This window comes from Maridesulfovibrio sp. (genome assembly GCF_963676065.1).
Taxonomy (GTDB): Bacteria; Desulfobacterota; Desulfovibrionia; order Desulfovibrionales; family Desulfovibrionaceae; genus Maridesulfovibrio.
In genome coordinates this window covers 3,980,553-4,000,178 of the sequence record NZ_OY780933.1, presented here as the reverse complement: position 1 = coordinate 4,000,178, position 19,626 = coordinate 3,980,553, and the positions used below count along the sequence as shown (strand labels likewise).

At 47.1% G+C, this 19,626-nt stretch carries 15 protein-coding genes; 12 read left to right on the top strand and 3 right to left on the bottom strand.

The genetic code is table 11. The features are described from left to right. Positions 1–7: 7 nt before the first annotated feature. Genes ACKU35_RS18050 through ACKU35_RS18040 form a run of 3 tightly spaced genes read left to right on the top strand, consistent with a single transcriptional unit; the run spans position 8 to position 4,004 of the window. Positions 8–1,213 (top strand): ABC transporter substrate-binding protein, encoded by a 1,206-nt coding sequence (locus tag ACKU35_RS18050; protein WP_319761487.1) that lies wholly within the window; start codon positions 8–10, stop codon positions 1,211–1,213. Continuing rightward, positions 1,210–3,240: an ATP-binding protein gene (locus ACKU35_RS18045; protein ID WP_319761485.1), complete on the top strand. Its 2,031-nt coding sequence runs from the start codon at positions 1,210–1,212 to the stop codon at positions 3,238–3,240. Before ACKU35_RS18050 ends, ACKU35_RS18045 begins: the two co-directional genes overlap by 4 nt. A 50-nt stretch (positions 3,241–3,290) precedes the next feature. Beyond that, complete coding sequence (locus ACKU35_RS18040; RefSeq protein WP_319761483.1) at positions 3,291–4,004, top strand: response regulator; 714 nt, start codon at positions 3,291–3,293, stop codon at positions 4,002–4,004. 90 nt (positions 4,005–4,094) lie between these two features. Here ACKU35_RS18040 and mltG read toward each other — a convergent pair whose 3' ends face one another. Genes mltG through ACKU35_RS18025 form a run of 3 tightly spaced genes read right to left on the bottom strand, consistent with a single transcriptional unit; the run spans position 4,095 to position 9,103 of the window. Next, positions 4,095–5,216, bottom strand: a complete 1,122-nt coding sequence (gene mltG / locus ACKU35_RS18035) for an endolytic transglycosylase MltG (protein WP_319761482.1) — start codon at positions 5,214–5,216, stop codon at positions 4,095–4,097. Beyond that, complete coding sequence (gene ruvX / locus ACKU35_RS18030) at positions 5,138–5,545, bottom strand: Holliday junction resolvase RuvX (protein WP_319761480.1); 408 nt, start codon at positions 5,543–5,545, stop codon at positions 5,138–5,140. Before ruvX ends, mltG begins: the two co-directional genes overlap by 79 nt. Before the next feature lie 15 nt (positions 5,546–5,560). Further along, a complete protein-coding gene (locus ACKU35_RS18025; protein WP_319761478.1) occupies positions 5,561–9,103 on the bottom strand; it encodes an FAD-binding and (Fe-S)-binding domain-containing protein in 3,543 nt (1,180 codons plus the stop codon). A gap of 468 nt (positions 9,104–9,571) precedes the next feature. Between ACKU35_RS18025 and ACKU35_RS18020 the strand changes: the two genes are divergently transcribed. From ACKU35_RS18020 to ACKU35_RS17980, 9 genes are all read left to right on the top strand, one after another. Beyond that, entirely contained in the window at positions 9,572–10,711 is a 1,140-nt protein-coding gene (locus ACKU35_RS18020; protein ID WP_319761476.1) for an aminotransferase class V-fold PLP-dependent enzyme, read from the top strand. Positions 10,712–11,043: 332 nt separating this feature from the next. Beyond that, entirely contained in the window at positions 11,044–11,637 is a 594-nt protein-coding gene (locus ACKU35_RS18015; RefSeq protein ID WP_319761474.1) for a TetR/AcrR family transcriptional regulator, read from the top strand. A gap of 13 nt (positions 11,638–11,650) precedes the next feature. Then, complete coding sequence (locus ACKU35_RS18010; RefSeq protein ID WP_319761472.1) at positions 11,651–13,786, top strand: SulP family inorganic anion transporter; 2,136 nt, start codon at positions 11,651–11,653, stop codon at positions 13,784–13,786. A gap of 12 nt (positions 13,787–13,798) precedes the next feature. After that, a complete protein-coding gene (locus ACKU35_RS18005) occupies positions 13,799–15,013 on the top strand; it encodes a response regulator (RefSeq protein ID WP_319761470.1) in 1,215 nt (404 codons plus the stop codon). A 24-nt stretch (positions 15,014–15,037) separates the two neighbouring features. Beyond that, on the top strand, positions 15,038–16,777 hold the full coding sequence (locus tag ACKU35_RS18000; RefSeq protein ID WP_319761468.1) for a sensor histidine kinase: 1,740 nt from the start codon (positions 15,038–15,040) through the stop codon (positions 16,775–16,777). 1 nt (position 16,778) lies between these two features. Further along, positions 16,779–17,135 (top strand): response regulator transcription factor, encoded by a 357-nt coding sequence (locus ACKU35_RS17995; RefSeq protein WP_319761466.1) that lies wholly within the window; start codon positions 16,779–16,781, stop codon positions 17,133–17,135. A 20-nt stretch (positions 17,136–17,155) separates the two neighbouring features. After that, a complete protein-coding gene (locus tag ACKU35_RS17990) occupies positions 17,156–17,785 on the top strand; it encodes a sensor histidine kinase (RefSeq protein ID WP_319761464.1) in 630 nt (209 codons plus the stop codon). A gap of 37 nt (positions 17,786–17,822) precedes the next feature. Continuing rightward, on the top strand, positions 17,823–18,251 hold the full coding sequence (locus tag ACKU35_RS17985) for a response regulator (RefSeq protein WP_319761462.1): 429 nt from the start codon (positions 17,823–17,825) through the stop codon (positions 18,249–18,251). Between the two features lie 108 nt (positions 18,252–18,359). Beyond that, positions 18,360–19,594, top strand: a protein-coding gene (locus ACKU35_RS17980; protein WP_319759405.1) for an IS3 family transposase whose coding sequence is annotated in 2 segments (ribosomal slippage) — positions 18,360–18,714 and positions 18,714–19,594 — 1,236 coding nt in all. Because the reading frame shifts where the segments join, the coding sequence is not laid out codon by codon here. Positions 19,595–19,626: the final 32 nt, after the last annotated feature.

The window sequence follows — 19,626 nt, the reverse complement described above, 5'->3', positions numbered from 1 at the left end:
CTGATTTATGAAGAAAATATTATTTTTGATCCTGCTTCTGTTGCTGTATGCGTGCGACAGCACCGTATCCATTGAGGTTGAGGAAAACGAAAACGCCGGAATTTATGCTGATAAAGTAGTTCTGGGGTCTTCGTTGGCCCTTGAAGGCCATGCCAGTTATCTGGGAACTCAGACCCTGCATGGGGCACTGGCTTACCTGAGCTATGTTAATGCTAACGGCGGTGTACACGGCCGGACGGTGGAAGTGGTTGCTTATGATGATTCTTATGATCCTCCGAAATGTCTGATAAATACACAGAAACTGATCATTGAGGATAAGATATTCGCTCTGTTCTGCTATGTGGGAACTCCTACTACCGTAGAGGTTCTGCCGCTGGTGACTGATGCCCGTATCCCCCTGCTTGGTATGTTCACCGGGGCGGACGCCCTGCGAAAACCGTTCAGCCGTTATGTAATTAATATCCGGCCCTCCTACTATCAGGAAACAAGAGAGGCCGTGCGTCATATGGTTGAAGATCTCGGTATTAAAAAAATAGCAGTTTTTTACCAGTATGACGCATTCGGTTTTGATGGTTTGACCGGTACTGAGCTGGCCATGAAAGATTACGGCCTTGAACCGGTGGCAAGGGGCTCCTATACCAGAGGTTCTCTTGACGTGAGCGAGGGAGTGGCGCGCATAAAGGATTCCGGAGCCGAAGCAGTTTTCATGATCGGTACCAGCGGACCGTGTATAAAGTTTATGAACAGTCTGCAACGGGAAGGAATCAGCCCGGTTTACTATACTGTATCATTCATGGGGGCGCGTGAATTTGCGCGTAAACTTAATTTTCAGGATGAACTGATTATCATGTCGCAGGTGGTTCCGCCTTTTGCCGATGATAATGACCTTGCGGAGTCCGAGGCCTCTGACTACATCAGACTGCTTGATAAATATTACCCAGAGGATAGTCCCAGCCTTGTAGGGCTGGAGGGGTTTTTCAATGCCCGCATACTTGTAGAGGGTCTACAACGCAGCGGCCGGGAGCTCAGCCGTAATGGTTTTATCAAGGCCATTGAATCCATGAACAAATATGAGATAGCTCCGGGGGTCACCGTTTCGTATGGTGCGATGGACCATCAGGGTATGGATAAGGTGTATTTTACCCGTTTCAGGAATGGAAAATTTGAGTTGATCAGTGATTGGGGTCTTTTGAAACAGAGGGTCACAAAATGATTTCTGTTTCAAAAGAGAAGCTCATGGAACGTTTTTCCGGGCTGACTCTCAAGAATAAGATCTTTTTCTCAACTCTAGGGGTTATCCTGATCATCAGTGCTGTCATCGCCTTGCTGGCCCGCTGGATTTTAGTCTCTTCCCTGACCAAGGAACTGGAACTGCGCGGGGTGGCCATTGCTTATTCCATCGCTGAGCGCGGAGGCGGTTACATTCTGGATAAGGATTATCCCAGATTGCTCAGTCTTGCTTTTGAAGAAGCCACTCTGCGCGAAAGACAGCATCTGATCACTTACATTTATATACTGGGCAAGGATGGGGAAGTTCTTTGTCACACATTTACTAAGCCCTTTCCCAAGGGACTTGATCTTGCTAATCCGATTCCCGAAGGTGAGAAGAAATCTGTGCGCCGTGTCGATCTGGGCAGGACTTCGGCCTATGATATTGCGGTGCCCATCAAGGAAGGTCTTTACCGCATAGGTACTGTCCATGTAGGGCTGAACAAGATTCATATCGATCAGCTGGTTTCAACTCTCAGGTTCACTTTTCTCGGCTTCATCTCCTTTGTGGTAATCATCATTTTTTTGATCAGCTACCGCCTTGCTAAATATATCACTCAGCCTGTCAGCACTCTGACCCGGGTATCAGATGAACTTTCACGCGGGAATTTTGATATCAGTCCTGATCTGCTTGCCGGTGGAGCGGACTGGAGTGCTTCCAATTGTCCGGCGTATTACAATACAGATTTTCCCTGTTGGCATTTTGATCTTTCCACTTATGGCGGAAACCCCGAGATGGATGGTCATACCAACCTTCAACAGTGCCGGGATTGCTATTTTTACTACAAGCGGGAGGGTGACGAAGTTGTCCAACTGGCGGACAGTTTCCGTAACATGGTCTGGTCTATCAAGCTTTACAGGCGCAGGTTGCGTGAATCGGAGGAGAAATATAAATCTTTATTCGATAGCGGGCCGGACCCGGTTCTGGTGGTTTCATGTAATGATTTTACAATTATCGACGCCAACCCGCGGGTTACAGAACTTTACGGTTATTCCCGGTCTGAGTTGATAGGGGCGCAGTTTTTACGACTCGGACCCGAAGCCAACGAAGAATGCATAAAGGCTTTCGAAGAGTACGGAGGCCCTTCCGGATGTGTCTATTATCCTAAAATAATTCATTATCGTAAGGGTGGTAATCCGGTTTATGTGAACATGCATGTCTGTCCCATTACTTATAAAAGCAAGCCTTCCATGATTGTGGCAGTCAACGATGTGACAGAGATTATTGAAAAAGACGCCCAATTGGTGCAGGCCGCCAAAATGAAATCACTTGGTGAAATGTCCGCCGGGGTGGCCCATGAAGTTAATCAGCCGCTCAATGCCATCAAAATCGGCAGTGAATACCTAGCCTTTATGGCAGAGCAGGGACGTGATATTCCCGGTTCACAGCTTGCGGAGGTAGCACGTGAAGTCAGTACGCAGGTTGATCGCGCAGCAGAGATTATCAGTGCCCTTCGTGCGTTCGGGAGGAAGTCCGGTCTAAAGACGGAGAAGGTGGATATCAATGCACCGGTGAGCGGGGTTCTGGCACTGGTTACCAAGCAGTTTGAGTTGCAGAATATCTATATACGCCTGAATCTTGGAGACAGTCTGCCAAAGGTCGTTGCAGAGGATAACCGGTTGCAGCAGGTTTTTCTTAATCTGGTGAACAATGCCCGCGATGCTATTTCCGAAAAGCGGGAAAAAATTGAACCGAGCAACGAAGATTTCATTAATATATATACTTATGAGAATGATGGGATGGTTTGTGCCCGTGTATCAGATACCGGAGCCGGTATATCTGATGAAGTCCGTAATAAGATATTTGAACCATTCTTCAGTACCAAAGAGGTAGGATATGGCATGGGGTTGGGTCTTGCCATTACCTATGGCATAGTAAGAGACTATAAGGGCTGCATAGATATTGAAAGTGAACCGGGAAAAGGAGCATCTTTCATTATATCTTTCCCGGCTGCCCCGGATGAAAATTAAAAAATAGTTATATTTTAACGTTAAATAGACAGTATATTCAGGGGTTGGGTGTGAGTAGAATTCTTGTAATTGATGATGAAAAAGCGACTCTGAACATGTTTCGGATGCTGCTTACCGCATACGGGCATGAGGTTCTGACCGCTGAAAACGGAGAATCTGGAATCAGCTTGTTTGATACGGAAAGGCCGGATCTGGTCCTGACTGACATTAAAATGCCGGGTATGGACGGGCTGCAGGTTCTGGGCAAGATTAAATCCATGTCGCCGGACTCGGAAGTCATCGTCATCACCGGGCATGGAGATATGGATCTTGCCATTAAGGCCCTTAATCTTGACGCAACGGATTTTCTCAATAAACCGGTCAAGCGTGAAGAACTGGAAAAAGCACTTCAGCTCTCTGCAGACAGGATTAAATTTTCCCGAAGCAGGCAGAACGATATCAGCCTCACCCTTGAAGAAGACCTTGCTTTAATCAAGGTAACCGGGAACCTTACCTCCAAATCAGAGGGGCTGCTGCTTGATGTTTTTGATGAGGCTCTTGCCACCGCGAAAGGGAGTTTTCTATTGGTTTTTGAGGAAAAGTCATCCATCAACGGGGCGGCGATGGATTGCTTATTTAAGCTGGTTGAAAAGACCCGCACCCGCGGCTGTGATGTGCTGATAGCCGGTCTTTCAGATAATTTTCGCTGTGTACTGGATTCCATGGGTATTACCCAAATAGCTTCTGTTTATGAGACAGAGCAGGAGGCTCGGGAAAAGATTTAATGTGCAGTATTCGGCAGAATTTAAAAAAGAAAAGACGGTCTTGAGTATTCTTATTCAAGACCGTCTTTTCTTTAGAGATGTGGGTGGAATCTAATTATATGAGCGGTAAGTTTTTCTGTTTCTGCGAAGCTGGTATTTCTTAACCGCGGCGTTGTGCTCTTTGAGAGATTTACTGAAGTAATGTGATCCATCTCCTTTGGCTACAAAGTATAGATATGAATGTTTCTCGGGGTTAATGGCTGCTTTGAGCGATTCAAGCCCCGGAGAGCATATCGGTCCGGGAGGGAGCCCCCTGTGTTGGTAAGAATTATAGGGGTTGGACTTATCAGTAAGGTGTCTTTTGCGCAGGTTTCCGTCAAATGTTTCTCCCAATCCGTAGATGATGGTAGGGTCGCATTGCAGTAGATAACCTTTGTTCAGACGGTTTACGAAAACCCCGGCAATTGTTCTGCGCTCACTTGCATCACCTGTCTCTTTCTCTACAAGGGAAGCAAGGATTACTGTCTTGTATACTTCTGCCGGGGAGGGGATTTTACCATTCCATGCCTTGTTTGCCGCTTCACGGAATTCTTTGAGCATAGTTTTGACTATGACTTTGCCGCTTTCCTTTTTGGGCCGGGTCAGCAGGTAGGTTTCCGGGAAAAGGTATCCCTCCGCATTTTTGGCGGGGATATGAAATTCAGCCAGAAGTTCCGGATCGTATACTGCCTTCTTAAAAGACGCGTAGTCTGTGAGTCCCGATTGGTCTGCTTTTTCCGCCGTATTCCACCATGTGAGTCCTTCACGGACGGAAAATTTATGCAGGATGCCGGAAGAGGTGGTCAGGGTTTCAAGGATCTGCGGGGCAGTCATGTTGGACCAAAGGCTGAATTCTCCTGCCCGTACTTTTGAGGCTTTGCCCTGTACCTGCGCATATTCACGGAACTGTTTTACATCCGTGATCAGCCCGGCCCGACCTAGATCGGTGGCAATTGTCCACAGAGGCTGGCCCTGTTCTACAGTGAAAAGAACCTCACGCCCTTCCTGTTCCGGGGGGATATTCATAAAAGTCCAGTTGCGGTAGATGAACCAAGCTCCTACCAGCATTAGTGCCATACACCCCAAGGCAATGGCAGGCATCACAAAACGCAGCATCAAGCTCGGGCGAGCCACGTTTCCAGAATTATCTTCGCCGCCTGACTGTCCAGATTTTTTTTCCTTTTCCGGTCCCAAAGTCCGGCCTCCTTAAGTTCATCTTCCGCAGCAATTGAACTGAGTCTTTCATCAACAAGATGGATGGGTAAATCAACTCTTCTTTCCAGTGAAGCAGCAAAGTTACGCACCTGCCGTGTAGTCAGGGTGTCTTCGCCGGCCATAGAAAGAGGAAGGCCGACGACAATGTCGCCGACCTTTTCATTATCTATAATCTCAAGTAATTCAGAGAACATAGCGTCGCGGGTAGTTCGTTGCATTACCTTTAACGGAAACGCGAACATTTGATCCGGGTCGGTAATCGCCAGACCCACGCGCTTAGTTCCGAAGTCTATACCTAGAGCTTTCATATAAGGATGTCTCTTTTAAATCAATACCAATTCATCCTGTCGGGTGGCGCGTTCGAGTTCCTTCTTGAAATCTTTGCGCCATTTGGGTCCGCCGATGACTTCAGCCAGGTATTCCACGGTATGGAGTACCCGGTTCTGCTTTTTGAGGGTCTGCATATTACGCTTGATACCCACTTTGCAGGACGGGCAGCCTACCAGTATTGGTGTGTTTTTGTCGTGTCCCTGAAGATCTTTTTTAAGCTGGGTTCCTTTGCGGTCCCGCAGCTTGTTGTAGATTTCAGGACTGGTGATTGATCCCAGACCGGATTCGCCGCAGCATCCGGGAGAAAGAGTTACCTCCGCTCCTAGAAGATCAGCGACAGCTTTACGGTAGATTTCCGGGGCCTTATTTTTCTTCACGTCAGTCCATTCGTTATGGCAGGAGGCATGGTACAGAACTTCCTGCGTGGCAGAGACTGCGTTGAAATCAAGTTCGCCGGGATTCTGAAGCAGATACTGCAACGCATCACTGCGTTTTATATCGTATCCGAGTTCCCTGAATTCATAGGACTCAAGGGATTCGCGGCAGGTTCCACATGCGGTAATCAGGGTGGAAACATGCATCCCTGCGATGGAAGCCTTGGCTATACGGTATTGTATGTCACTTATGTTGCGGTGGCGGTTGGTTTTGTAAGCCTCAATGCAACCGCTGGACAACAGTGGATAACCGCAGCAAAGATGCTTTGCGGGCATTATTACATTTACGCCGGACTTAAGCAGCAGGTACAGCGTGGCCATGCCTATATCTTTTGAGAACAGGGAGGCTCCGCAGCCGGGGAAGTAGTATACACTGTCCGGTGCCGGAGTGTTCTGCATGAACATGGAACCCTGATTCAAATTTATGGATTCGGTTAAATTGCGGAAATCCATGGCCGGTGTCTTGCTGTGCAGCATGGGGGATTCCATGCGTCTGCGCCAGTGTCCGGGAATAAGCCCGATTGCCTTGGCCTGCAGTCCTGCGGACAGGGACAGGAATTTAGCGGTTTTGGGCAGCCTGCTCTGCGGGTCCTTGGCAACGAAGCCGAGAACAGCATTCTTGATGGGGTGCCCGCCGGTTCCTTTATAATCGAGGAAAGACCGTATCTGCAGTGCGGCCCCGGCAGAATCAATTTTGATCGGGCAGACAGAAGTGCAGCGACCACAGGCGGTGCAGTGCTCCATGATTTTACGCAGTTTGGTCATAAGATGCGCGGACGGTGCACCGAGCTGAACCTGAGAGTAGTAGATGGCCTCGATTAATGCGCCAAGCGCGATATTCTTGTTACGCGGATGGTACATAAGTCCCTGTTCCGGGAAATACATGGGGCAGACCTGTTTGCATTTTCCGCAACGGGTGCAGGTCTGAATATTCTGGAGCAGCTCCATCAGGTGCTCTTTGTCCTTGATGGCGGTCTTGTTCAGGTCATTGATGAGCCTGTTGAACGAGAATGTGTACGCCGGAGAAGGAAGATCCCTGCGGGTCAGCTTACCGGGGTTGAGAATATTGAGCGGGTCCACCTTGAGCTTATAGGTTTTGATGGCCTCGATCTTTGCTTCGGAAAGGTAATCGATTTTGGTGATACCTATACCGTGTTCACCGGAAACTTCTCCCTTGAGCTCAAGGACTTTTTTGAAAACATCGTCGACAGCTTCGTGGGCACTGTGCAGCATGTCCGGGTCATTGGAGTTGACCGGGATATTCACGTGGCAGTTACCATCGCCTGCATGCATATGGTTGGCGATGACGATGCGCTTTTCTTTAAGCTTCTTGAGGATAGAGTTGATGTCCGAATCCAGTTTGGGGAATTCGTCGCGTAGTTCCTGAAAGAGGTAATGAACCTGCCCTTCCAGCTCCTGATCACTCATGTCCATTCCGGTAATTTTGCCTTTGAGAATGTTGGTGGTTCTCTCAAGGGCCAGTTCCACCTTGGGCTCTTCAATCGGGAATCCCTTCAGTTCTTTGACTGCAAGCAGGGAACGGCGGTATATTTTGGCGAGGTAAATCAGGTTCAGATCTTCAAGGAAGTCCGAGAAGTCCGGTATTACTTCAAGAGGAATGACAATGTCTTCGTTTACCTTGAAGCCGGAAGTGCGCTTTGCGATTGCCGAAAGCTTGTGGCGGTCTTCCCAAAAAATTTCCCCTTCCTTGTCGTCGCGGGCGGCGAATATGTCCACACTGTCGTATGGCTGGACAATGGAAAGGATGGTATCTACCGCACTTTGCAGGGCATCCACATCATCGGAATCCAACTGCAGAATGAGCACGGAGATGGGATCACCTTCGTATTTGTCAGACTTCTTAACATATTTAATAGCCTGCACGTACTTGGGACCGAATTCTTCAAGTGCTGAGATTTTTACAAGGTCGCCTTCTTCACGGATGGTATTGCGCAGGGCGACGATGTCTTTAATGACCATCATGGCGTTGCGCATGGATCTGCCGTAGAATTCGAGGCAAAGCACCCTTGAGTTGCTGGGCTTGGGGTAAAGGGCAAAGCAGCATTCAGTAATGATGCCGTCGACCCCTTCCTTCTGTACGCCGGGCAGTCCGCCGAGATATTTATTGGTCACGTCCTTGCCGAGTCCGGTTGTGCGGATTTCTTCAGCTGTCAGTTCAATGGTATCAATGAGGCGGTCTTTGGAATCAAAGATTTCAAAGGTGGCGTTTTCATGGGCGAAAATTTTGTGTCCGGGATGTCCCTTACGGCGAACTTCAATGAGTTCTCCTTTGGGCATAACCATTTTATAGCTGATGATGTTATCAATCGTGCAGCCATACTCAAAGGCGAACGGTCCGCCTGAGTTTTCGGAAATGTTACCGCCAAGGGAAGATCCGGCTTTGGATGCCGGGTCAACGGTGAAAAGTACACCTTTTTTGTCCGCAGCATTGATGGCGTCAAGGGTGATGACTCCTGCCTGTGCGCAAAGAGTCATGCTTTCGGTATCAACGCTCAGAATCTTTTTGAACCGGGCAAGAGAGAGCACGGCTGTGCGGTCAAGGGCCGGGATGGCGCCACCTGTAGCTCCGGTTCCCCCGCCGCGCGGGATCAGGCCGAACTGCATTTCATTTGCAAGGCGTACAATGGCACGGACCTGCTCGGTCTCTTCAGGAAAGAGTACTGCGATGGGTAATTCAATACGCAGGTCGGTCGCGTCTGTTGCGGACTGGACAATAGTGTGCGGATCAAGACCGATACAGTGCTCGGGCAGAATCTCTTTCAACTTTTCAATGAACCTGTCCTTAAATTCCTTGTCCGCATCTTGCTTGAGCCAGAAATTTTCAACAGCACGGGTCAAGCGTTGCGGAAATTCTCCGGAAAGGGTCGGGCGGGCCAAAGTAAGGGTGCGGGATACAGATTTACGAACCAGTTCAGGATCGATAAACGGATTGTATCGTACAAGAAAAAGTTCGGCTGCGATGCTTTCCGCAAGGGTGCGTACATCTTCAGGCCAACCTTTAAATTCAAAGGGATCAAGGCCGAGCACCCGTTGCAACAGGGCTTCGGCGGGAATGGAAATATGGGGACCTAATTGAGGCATAATATCTTACCGTGAATAGTTTTTGTTTTACAGGGAGGCAGAACACCATCCTGTGAAGAAAAAAGGGAATATAGTGACCACAGTGGTTAAAATCAAGCAACTATTTTGCAAAATAATGATTTTTTTAGCCTAAAAAATTTAAGCCTATCTTAATAACTCTCTGAATTAATTGTCTATGTTTTGGAAGACAGAGGATTGGGAAATGCTAAATAGTTTTTGATTGACCGGTAAAAGCCCTTTTTCTGCCAATGACATGGGACTTTAAAATAAATGCCGGATCAGTACATATATAGTTACCGCACCACAGAATGTAAAGGTCTGTATGTTGTTAATGCTTGACAGAAATGGTTGAACTGAATGATTATTTCCAACTCAATATTTATCGAAATTTAAATTTCTTGGTCTCATTTCGTAATCCGTAATAAATATCTCAAAAATTAATAAATATGGAAAAGAGAGGGTCTATAAATGATCGGTGACGATTTTGCAGAACTTCAGCTTTTTATTACCGGGCCCATCCTTCTGCGTGAGGAAGTGCGTAAAGCCGGGCTGCTTCCTGAGTTCGGACACAGGGATTCCGAGAATCCCAAGCGGTTCGGATCGATAATGAACAATCTGAAAGCCATTGCCGGGAATCCTGAAGGGTACACCCCGATTATATTTAATGGTTCAGGTACCAATGTTCTTGAGGCTTCGGTCCGTTCCCTTGTTGCGGATTCCGAGAAGGTCCTTAACGTTTCAGTCGGCGCCTTCGGAGATCTGTTTCACCAGATGGCAGTGCTTAACGGGAAGAATGCCGTACAGCTAAAGTTCCCCTACGGCAGCGCCATCAATCTGGAAGAATTAGAAGTTGCGCTTAAGGAGCATAAGCCGGATCTGGTGACTTTTACCCACAACGAAACATCCACGGGAGTGGTCAATGATGTTGTTGCGGTTTGCGAAATGATCCATGCTCACGGTGCTGAGGCGATCATCGATGGAGTCTCCATTTTTGGTGGTGCTCCGGCGATGATAAATGAGTGTAAGCCTTTAATGTATTGCACATCCACCCAGAAATCGCTGGGGCTTCCTGCAGGTTTCGGCATCGGTTTTGTGAGTGAGAAGGCTTTGGCAAAGGCTGAGTCTGTTACTAATCGCGGTTACACTACCGATATAATAGCACAGTTTGGCAAAGCTAAGATCAACCAGACACTGACCACACCCAACGGCACCCTCGCCAACCAGATGTGTGTTCAGTTGGATTATATAGTTAATGAAGAGAGCGTAGAAGGACGCTTCAAGCGCCATGAGGAAATGCGGTCCATTGCCCATAAGTGGGTGGAAACCATGGAAGGCTATGAACTTTTTGCGCAGGAAGGATTTCGTTCTCCCAGTCTCACTACCTTCAAGACTCCTGCTCATATGAGCATTGAGAAGCTGAAGGAAGTTAAGGAGCTCATGCGCGGGCATGGTTATCTTTTTGATCCCGGCTACGGGAAGATCAATAAGGAACTTGCAGAGCAAGGTGAATCTCCGATTTTCCGGGTTGGACACATGGCTGACATAATGCCGGATATGTTGAGGAAATATCTTGAGGTGCTCGGTGGAGTGCTGAACGATTTCAAATAATTTTTTTAAATATAGTTTCGTTAGAAACCCGGTCCAATACGCATTGGACCGGGTTTCTTTTTTTTAGAATTTAATTTTTTTTTTAAAATTTTAAAAAAAGTTTAATAAAAACCGAGTGCTGCCTCAGTTTTTTGCTTAATTGAGCGTATGTGAAAAAAAGATCATGTATTAAATTTATATGATTTTGCACATAATTTATTTAAAAACAGTTGTTTATACGTTATTTACTAAGTACTTGTGAAAAAAATGACGGGTTGACATTGAACCTCGATCCAGATTATTTTGTGTTAATACTGAGTGCTCAGTCGGTTTTTTTTGAAAGAGGAGAAATAATGACTAAGATGTCCAAAAAGAAGGCGGCAATACTGGAGGCTGCCACCATTCTTTTCGCCAATAAGGGATTTACCGACACTTCCATGCAGGAATTGTCCAAGATGACCGGAGCGGCGGAAGGAACTATTTTTTATCATTTCAAGAACAAGGAACACCTTCTGTTGAAGATCCTTGAAGCCAGCAAGTACAGGATACTTGAAGAGTTTGAGGCCCACATGGATCACCATGCTCCCGGGTCAGGTCTTGAAATGATGGAAGAGGTGGTTGCGTTTTACCTTCTTCTTGCAGGACGTATGGAGTATCAGTTTCTTCTTTTGCACCGACACTTTTTGTATCAGTTCGCCGAAAGCCGACCTGAATTCCGGGAACATCTTGAAGCCATTTATAATTGTCTGGTCATTCTTTTTGAACAGGCTATCCAAAAGGGGTTGGAAGATGGTTCCATTTCCGATGTTATCCCCAGAAAGAGTGCACTCATTATTTTCACGATGGTAGATGGTTTAGTGAGATTCAAAAATTTTAATCTCTACGATGCGGGGGCCCTGTACAATGAATTGATCAGGTCTGTCCGCAGGATGTTGAAATCTAATTAGGGGTGTTTATCTCATGCTTACTAGAATTTTTCCTTTTCTGGGCTGGTTCAAAAAGTACAGCGGCGGCGCTTTCAGGGCGGATATAATTTCCGGCCTGACCGTTGCTCTTGTTCTTATTCCCCAGTCCATGGCGTATGCGCAGCTGGCGGGCATGCCTGCCTACTATGGGCTTTACGCCTCGTTGCTTCCGCCCATGGTGGCAGCCTTGTTCGGTTCCAGTCGGCAGTTGGCAACCGGACCGGTTGCTGTTGTCTCTCTTATGACAGCAGCATCACTGGAGCCTCTGGCCACAGCCGGCAGCGAAGGTTATATTGCCTACGCATTACTGCTGGCTCTGTTGGTAGGTGCTTTCCAGTTCCTGCTCGGCGTATTGCGCCTTGGCTTGGTGGTTAACTTCCTGTCTCATCCTGTCGTTAACGGATTTACCAATGCCGCGGCAATTATCATCGCTTCCTCACAGCTTTCGAAGATGTTCGGCGTCTATGTGGATAAAGCCGAATTGCATTTTGAAACAATCATGAGGGTTATCAAGGGGGCCATTCATTATACCCACTTACCGACACTTGGTATGGGGGTTTTGGCTTTTGCGATTATGGTGGGGCTTAAGCGGATAAATCCGAAGATCCCCAATGTGCTCTGTGCGGTTGTCATTACCACGCTGCTCTCATGGGCTACCGGTTTTAACCATGATGCCAGAGTCGAGATTTCCGCAATTCAGGATGCCGGGGTTCAGACCTTGATCAAGGATTTTAATAAGTCTGTTGCAGGCATTGAAGCCTTAGCGGTCAAGCGTACTGAAATTTCAGCTCTCGAAGACAAAGCCAAAGCTGAAAAGAATCAGATCGATTATTATGATGCGGAGCACGATCTTTCCGTGGTCAATTATCAGGTAAACCTGCTTAAGCATAAATCACATGAACAGCGTGCAGCATTGCGTAATCTTCTGTTTTCCGGGGTAGAACAGGCGGACGGAAGTACTGCCTTTTACGTGGAAGATAAAGTGCCTGCCGGGCTGACCACCGACGGACGTACCTGGCGTATCAAAGTAGGTAACAAAGAACTTAACCCCGGCTCCCTTAAAATGATGGGCGGCGGTGCGGTTGTCGGGGATATTCCTTCGGGATTTCCGGCTTTGGCTGTACCTGAGTTAGATCTGAAAGTAATTTTCAAACTGTTGCCTTTTGCGGTGATTATTTCACTGCTCGGTTTTATGGAGGCTATCTCCATCGCAAAGGCCATGGCTGCGAAAACCGGTCAGAGACTTGATCCCAACCAGGAACTAATCGGTCAGGGACTTGCCAACATGATTGGTGCATGCGGTTCCGCCTATCCTGCTTCCGGTTCTTTTTCCCGCTCTGCGGTTAACCTGCAGGCCGGCGCCGTGACCGGTCTTTCAAGTGTATTCACTTCTGCTATCGTAGCTGTAACCCTGATGTTCTTCACACCGCTGCTTTACCATCTGCCGCAGGCAGTTCTGGCGGCTGTTATCATGATGGCTGTAATCGGGCTTATCAACGCATCCGGTTTCATCCATGCCTGGAAGGCCCAGAGATACGATGGTGCCATTTCAATTATATCATTTGTTGCGACTCTGGCCTTTGCTCCGCACCTTGACAAGGGTATAATGATCGGTGTGGCCCTCTCACTTGGTGTGTTTCTGTACAAAAGCATGCGCCCCCGCGTTGTTGCATTGTCCAAGGCTAAGGATGAAGTCCTGCGTGATGCCAGTGCCCACGGCCTGCGTGAATGCGATCACATTGCGGTTGTGCGTTTCGGCGGTCCTTTGTTTTTCGCCAATGCGAGCTTTCTTGAAGATCAGATTACCGACAGACTGCTGAATATGCCCAATTTGAGGCACATTATCCTTGTATGTAGCGGCATGAACGATATTGACGCATCGGGCGAGGAAGCCTTGTCCCTTATTGTTGATACTGTCAGAAGCGGAGGACGGGATATATCCCTCTCAGGAGTCAACGAAAGTGTTATGGATGTTCTCGAGCGTACTCATTTGCTTGAGAAGATCGGTAAGGATCATGTGTTTGTCGATACCGATACTGCTTTGTGCAGTACTCATGCACAGGCTCATCATGACGGCACCGAGTCTGATTGTCCGCTCACAACTTACTGCCGTATCAGCGGTAACGCTTAGTGGAGGTTGATAATGTCTGATCTGTTTATCTTCAGTGGCCTGTTTTGTCAGGCGGATGCAATTATTAAACGTCTGCTTGATGATATCGATTTCAGGCTGGTCACAGACAGTGACCTCGTTGCTGATGCGGCTGCCCTCGGAGGGATGAGTGAAAGTGCTGTTGCCAAGGCTTTCTCCCATAAAACTTCTATTTTCAATAAATTCAGTCGTGAAAAAGAACGTGCGGTATCATGGCTCCGGTTGGCTCTTGCCCGTAAACTGGCAGAAGAACACCCCCTGCTGGTTTCCGGTATGGTGACGCAACTGCTTTCACAGGAAATAAGCCATGTTCTCAAAGTGTGCATTATCGATGACCTTCCGAAGAGGTTGGAAATCGCACGCAATGAGTCGGGGCTTTCCGCAAACTTGGCTGGAAAGGAAATCCTCCATACTGACGAGGACCGCACTGTATGGGTTCGTGAGGTGACTGGCAGCAATGATCCATGGTCTGCGTCCCTCTACGATATGGTTATCCCAGCCGGCAAAACCGGCGTGGACGAATCCGTAGCGCTGATCACCGAGCAACTGCGTAACGCAGCAGTTGAAGTTACCGATGCTTCAAAGCAGGCCGTGCAGAATTTTATTCTTGCCGCCAGAGTTGAAACTGAGCTTGTTTCCACCGGGCATAATGTTTCCGTAACAGCTGAAAACGGCAAGGTTAATCTTGCCATCAATAAAAAAGTGCTCATGATTGAACGCCTTGAGAAGGAACTGCGTGAAATCACCGAACCCATTGAAGGGGTTAAGGAAGTGGAAGTGACTGTAGGCAAGGAATTCTACGAGGCCGATATCTATCGCCGCGTGGATTTCGAGCTTCCTTCCCGCGTGCTGCTGGTTGATGATGAACGCGAATTCGTCAAGACACTGTCTGAACGGCTTCTCCTGCGCGATCTCGGATCTGCTGTTGTTTTCGATGGTGAGTCCGCTTTGAGCGTAGTCGAGGATGATGAACCTGAAGTAATGATTCTTGACCTCAAAATGCCCGGCATTGATGGTATTGAGGTGCTGCGCAGAGTCAAGTCCACTTCTCCTAAAATGGAAATCATAATCCTTACCGGTCACGGTTCAGATGAAGACCGCAAGACCTGCATGGAGCTTGGCGCGTTCGCTTACCTGAATAAGCCTGTGGATATTGATGTGCTCAGCAACACCCTTAAAGAGGCTTACGCCAAGGTGCGTAACTCTTAATCAGTAAATTAGCCGGGAGTGGTCATGGACCTGAAAGGAATATTCAAACCGGAATTTTTGAGTGCGGACTCAAGGTCTGCAGGACCTTACAAGCAGCTGTTTGACTATAAACGAATGTGGCAGTTGTGTATCGGGATTCTGGTTGTTGTATCACTTGTTCCTATTCTGATCATGGCCGCGATTGATTTCAGTGTCACCCGGGGAGCGATTATATCCGAGAATACTCTTGGGGCGGAGAGGACCACGTCCAATACCCGCCGCTCGATTTCTTACTTTCTGGAGGAACGGAAATCAGCATTACGACTGCTGGTTGAACTGCACGATTTCCGTTCCTTCAATGATCGTGAGAAATTATCCGGTATGCTTGATTCGCTTAAGAACAGTTTTGGCGGATTTGTTGATCTCAGTGTTATAAATACTGAAGGAAAGCAGATTTCCTATGTCGGCCCATACAATCTTGAAGGCCGGGATTACGCAGGTCAGGACTGGTTCAAGCAGACTGTGGAGCAGGGCATTTATGTGAGCGAAGTCTTTCTGGGATTTCGCGACAGTCCGCACCTTGTTATTGCCGTTAAGCATGTGCTCAGCGGTGAAAAGAACCGTTATAGAATTTTACGCGCCACCCTTGATACGAAGCAGTTTAACGGGATTTTGTCTTCGCGTGATCTTTCCGAGGGTGAGGATGTCTTTTTGGTCAATCGGGAAGGCGTGCTGCAGACTCCCTCGAAATGGAATGGCGAAATTTTTTCCAAGGTAGGTTTTGAGCTGCCTGAAAAATCCTTTCGTACCAAAGTGGAAGAAATTTCATATCACCATGGAGATCCGGCCATGGTCGGGTATGCCTATCTGAAAAATACCCCCTTTGTTCTCCTCTACGTAAAGACCGAGGAGGATTTTATGGGGGGCTGGCAAAGATCCCGGGATACGGTTATCTGGTTTACCTCCGTAAGTATCGCAGTCATTATTCTGGTTATGTGGGCTGTGGCCACTTACCTTGTGGAACGCATCTACATAGCCGACATGACCAGATCGAAAACACTGCAGCAGATGGAACACCATAACCGTATGGCCTCCATAGGTCGGCTGGCGGCCGGAGTTGCTCATGAGATCAATAACCCCCTTGCCATTATTAATGAAAAGGCGGGCCTGCTCAAAGACCTGTTCACTTTCAGCAAGGATTATAATGCTGATGACCGTATGCTCGGGCTTGTGGATTCCGTACTTGATTCCGTTGAACGCTGCGGCCGGATCACCAAGCGTTTGCTGGGTTTCTCCCGCAAGAGTGATATGGAATTCCGTCCTGTATATCCGCGCAAAGTTATCGAAACTGTGTTAAGTTTCCTGAATAAGGAAGCGGAGTACAGGTGTATTGATGTCACTGTGGATGTTGATGATAATATTTTTGAAGTAATAACTGACCGTGGTAAACTGGAGCAGGTTTTATTGAACCTGATCAACAATGCCTTTCAAGCGATGAAGGACGGGGGAGCCCTGCTGGTTCGGGTTGAGCGGAAAGGAGAGCTGGTGTCCTTTTCAGTTAAAGACAGCGGGTGCGGAATTCCCGACTCTGATATGAAAAGAATATTTGAGCCTTTTTACTCAACAAAAAAACAATCGGGCGGAACCGGTCTCGGTTTGTCCATCACCTACGGTCTGGTTCAGGATCTGGGTGGAGAAATGAAAGTAAAGAGCAAGCTGGGCAAAGGAACCGAGTTCAGCTTTTCGCTGCCTGTCGTTCACAAGGTTAATGGGGAGAGTTCCTAGTATGAAGATTTTATTAGTTGATGATGAGGCCGAACTGGTTTCAGCGTTGGCGGAGAGACTTTCCTTCCGGGGATTTGATGCCGATTGGGCCAGTTCCGGAGCGGAAGCTATAGACAAGGTTAAAGATAATGAGTACGACCTCGCGGTCCTTGATGTAAAAATGCCGCGCATGAGCGGATTGGAGCTGAGGGCCGAGCTGAGTAAAATCAGGTCCGGGATGAAATATATTTTCCTCTCAGGACATGGCTCGGAAGAGGACTACAAAGCGGGAGCTTCAGAGGCGGAATGCTATCTGGTAAAGCCCGTAAAGATTGAAGAGCTGATTGAAAAAATTAATCTGGCTCTGGGTTCTGAATAAACATTCACAAGGAGTTTATCATGGGATCAGCTACACCGTTTAAGGGGCGTGACGACCTTTGTTTTTTCGGGCAGATAAGTGCGGCTATTTCCCATGACCTTAAGAATGTGCTCGCAATTATCAATGAGGATGCAGGTCTGCTGCAGGATCTTTCGCTGATGGTTGAAAAGGGGCTGGAACTAGATCCCCCCCGACTGGTCAAGCTGGCCGGAAAAATTCAGAATCAGGTGAAGAGGGGAGATACTATAATCAAGAATATGAACCGCTTTGCCCATAGCGTCGATATCCCGGAATGTGAAATAGATTATCACGAACTCAGCTCTCTGGTAATCTCCTTACTGACCCGGATGGCTTCGCGTAAATGCGTCAAGATAAGCCTTCGCGAAGGTGGACAGGTTAACGGCAAGGGAGACCCGTTCACAACTCAGATGCTTATAGCCAAAGCATTGGAATATTCTATGGATAGCGCCGGAAAAGACGGTGAACTCGGTGTTGATGTCGAAGCTTCCGGAGGTGGATGTTTCGTTTCAATTTCAGGATTGACTGAAGTGTTGACTGAAGAGCAACTGGCCGAGTTGGGGGCTATTGCCGAACAAGCGGGTGCTGAAATATCAGAAAGCCCTCGGGATAAATTAACTGTAAAATTTTAATTACCTTAAAGCTGCGTCATGCAGGTGGAGAGAGAAGATGGCAGAAAAAGTACTTCTGGTTGATGACGAAAAGGAATTTGTTGAAGGTCTGGCCGAACGTATGGAACTGCGCGGTATGAATGTAACCGCATGTACCAATCCTCAGGAAGCCCTCGACAAAGTTGATGCGGAAAATTTTGATGCAATCGTGCTCGACCTTCAGATGCCCGGAATTGATGGCATTGAAGCTCTTAAACATATTAAGAAAACCAGACCCGAAATGCAGGTTATCCTGCTTAGTGGTCACGCAACAGTTGAAAAAGGCATTCAGGCAATGAAGCTCGGCGCAATGGACTTTGTTGAAAAACCGGCCGATATAAATGTGCTTACCGACAAAATCAAAAAAGCACAGGCTAAGAAAATGATCCTCGTGGAAGAAAAAACCGAGGAAAAAGTTAAGGATATTCTCAGTCATAAGGGCTGGTAGAAATCCAGAGTGCATTCAATAGCAAAAAGCCTCCACCGGATTAGGTAGAGGCTTTTTTTTATATAATGTCCCGTCCTGAAATAGGTTTACACCCAAAGGACCTATTTTATGAAAAAGGAAGAAAGTCAAAGAGTAAGGCGAAGTCAGCGCGATTACACAATGGGCTTTAAATTAGCGGTTGTTGCGATGGTAGAAGAAGGCGAAATGACCTACAAGCAAGCCCAAAAGACATACGGGATTCAAGGCCGCAGCACTGTTTTAGTCTGGCTGAGAAAGCACGGAACCCTTGACTGGAGCAAACCTATGGTACATCTGAAAAGAATGCCAAAATCTAAAGAGACTCCAGCACAAAAGATCAAGCGTCTTGAAAAAGAGCTTCAGGAAGAGAAGATCAAAACTATGCTTCTCAACGAAATGATTGATATTTCTGACAGAGAACTGGGTACTTCCATAAGAAAAAAACTTACCCCCGAGCTGCACGAGGTCTTCAGGAAACAAAGCAAATAAGTTTATCTGCTTGCTGTAGACAGCTCGGGGTGAGTCGGCAATCGATATATCAGGCTGAAAAACGCCATAAGGTACGGGAAAAACAGTTCCAAGAAGTAAAGAAACTTGTTTTGAGTCTGCGGGCCAGAATGCCTCGGCTGGGAACGCGTAAGCTTTATTTTTTATTGCGTGAGAAATTTGTAGCTCGTGGAATCAAGCTTGGACGGGATGCCTTTTTCGCATTATTGCGCAGAGAGCATTTACTGATAAAAACAAGAAAAAATTACACAAAAACTACAAATTCAAAGCATTGGCTCAAAAAACATCCTAATTTATTGAAGGAGTTTAAGCCTCAGTATTCAGAAGAAGTCTTTGTTAGTGATATAACTTACGTAAAAACGTTAAATAAAACATACTATCTATCACTAATTACAGACTCTTTTAGCAGAAAAATTGTAGGTCACAATTTGAGTTCTGATCTTAGTGCCGAAGGGACCGCTAAAGCTTTAGATATGGCTATCAAAAACCGAAAAACGCGAAACAAAACAATCCACCATTCAGATCGTGGATTGCAGTACGCATCGTCCATTTATCAAAACAAGCTCAAGAAAGCCGAAATGGTCCCATCTATGACAGATGGGTATGATTGTTACCAAAATGCGTTAGCTGAACGTATAAATGGAATTTTAAAACAAGAATTTTTGGTGTTTAAATGCACTAGTTTTGATGAGTTAAATTCACTCGTAAAAGAGTCTATTGAAATATATAATTCTGAACGTCCTCATCTTAGTTTGAAAATGAAAACACCGAACCAAATACATAAACAGGGCTGTGGGGGTACCCCCACAGCCCTGTAGTAAACCAATTAACCGTCAATCTATTTTAGGAC

What these genes read in the sequence shown, in the direction of transcription:
- ACKU35_RS18050 (WP_319761487.1), top strand. Translation starts at nt 8, where the DNA reads ATGAAGAAAATATTATTTTTGATCCTGCTTCTGTTGCTGTATGCGTGC.
- ACKU35_RS18045 (WP_319761485.1), top strand. Translation starts at nt 1,210, where the DNA reads ATGATTTCTGTTTCAAAAGAGAAGCTCATGGAACGTTTTTCCGGGCTG.
- ruvX (WP_319761480.1), bottom strand. Translation starts at nt 5,545, where the DNA reads ATGAAAGCTCTAGGTATAGACTTCGGAACTAAGCGCGTGGGTCTGGCG.
- ACKU35_RS18025 (WP_319761478.1), bottom strand. Translation starts at nt 9,103, where the DNA reads ATGCCTCAATTAGGTCCCCATATTTCCATTCCCGCCGAAGCCCTGTTG.
- ACKU35_RS18020 (WP_319761476.1), top strand. Translation starts at nt 9,572, where the DNA reads ATGATCGGTGACGATTTTGCAGAACTTCAGCTTTTTATTACCGGGCCC.
- ACKU35_RS18015 (WP_319761474.1), top strand. Translation starts at nt 11,044, where the DNA reads ATGACTAAGATGTCCAAAAAGAAGGCGGCAATACTGGAGGCTGCCACC.
- ACKU35_RS18010 (WP_319761472.1), top strand. Translation starts at nt 11,651, where the DNA reads ATGCTTACTAGAATTTTTCCTTTTCTGGGCTGGTTCAAAAAGTACAGC.
- ACKU35_RS18005 (WP_319761470.1), top strand. Translation starts at nt 13,799, where the DNA reads ATGTCTGATCTGTTTATCTTCAGTGGCCTGTTTTGTCAGGCGGATGCA.
- ACKU35_RS18000 (WP_319761468.1), top strand. Translation starts at nt 15,038, where the DNA reads ATGGACCTGAAAGGAATATTCAAACCGGAATTTTTGAGTGCGGACTCA.
- ACKU35_RS17995 (WP_319761466.1), top strand. Translation starts at nt 16,779, where the DNA reads ATGAAGATTTTATTAGTTGATGATGAGGCCGAACTGGTTTCAGCGTTG.
- ACKU35_RS17990 (WP_319761464.1), top strand. Translation starts at nt 17,156, where the DNA reads ATGGGATCAGCTACACCGTTTAAGGGGCGTGACGACCTTTGTTTTTTC.
- ACKU35_RS17985 (WP_319761462.1), top strand. Translation starts at nt 17,823, where the DNA reads ATGGCAGAAAAAGTACTTCTGGTTGATGACGAAAAGGAATTTGTTGAA.